This is a genomic window from Roseateles sp. P5_B10, assembly GCF_056400485.1.
Genome location: NZ_JBFULE010001507.1, coordinates 1 through 666, shown reverse-complemented (window position 1 = coordinate 666; position 666 = coordinate 1). Strand labels below are relative to the sequence as shown.

The following is a 666-nucleotide window of genomic DNA, read 5'->3' as shown; positions in this document are numbered from 1 at the left end:
ATTACACCCTCGCCGGCTTCGTGTCCGCGGCATTGCTGATCTACCTCACTTACGCGCTGCTGCGGCCCGAGCGGTTCTGAGCGCGCACTCCAAAAGGTCCACTGACATGACAACAATTGGCTGGATTCAAATCGCTTTGTACTGCGCGGTGGTTCTCGCGCTGGTGAAGCCGCTCGGCGGCTACATGACATCCGTTTTCAATGGAGAGCGTACTTTCCTCTCTCCCATCCTGCGGCCGGTCGAGGCCGGTCTGTACTGGATCGGTGGTGTCAACGAGAAACGCGAGCAGCACTGGCTGACCTATACGGTCGCCATGCTGCTCTTTCATGTGGTCGGCTTCCTCAGTCTCTACGCGCTCATGCGGCTGCAGGCCGTGCTGCCGTTCAATCCTGCGGGGCAATCCGCGGTCGCCGAAGATCTCTCCTTCAACACCGCGATCTCCTTCATCACCAACACCAACTGGCAGAACTACGGCGGCGAAAGCACCATGTCATATTTGACCCAGATGCTGGGTCTGACGGTGCACAACTTCCTGTCGGCGGCCGCTGGCATTGCCTTGGCGGTTGCGCTGATCCGCGGCTTCGCACGCTCGTCGATGCGCACCATCGGAAATTTCTGGGTCGATATTACCCGTTGCACGCTCTATGTGCTGCTGCCGATCTGCAT

At 59.0% G+C, this 666-nt stretch carries 2 protein-coding genes; both read left to right on the top strand.

Annotated features, from left to right (window positions below; genetic code table 11):
- A partial coding sequence (gene kdpF / locus AC1DU6_RS34280; protein ID WP_477862915.1) for a K(+)-transporting ATPase subunit F occupies nt 1-80 on the top strand: 80 nt, incomplete at its 5' end.
- Between the two features lie 26 nt (nt 81-106).
- Nucleotides 107-666 (top strand): potassium-transporting ATPase subunit KdpA (locus tag AC1DU6_RS34275; RefSeq protein WP_477862912.1); only part of this gene is annotated, 560 nt, incomplete at its 3' end.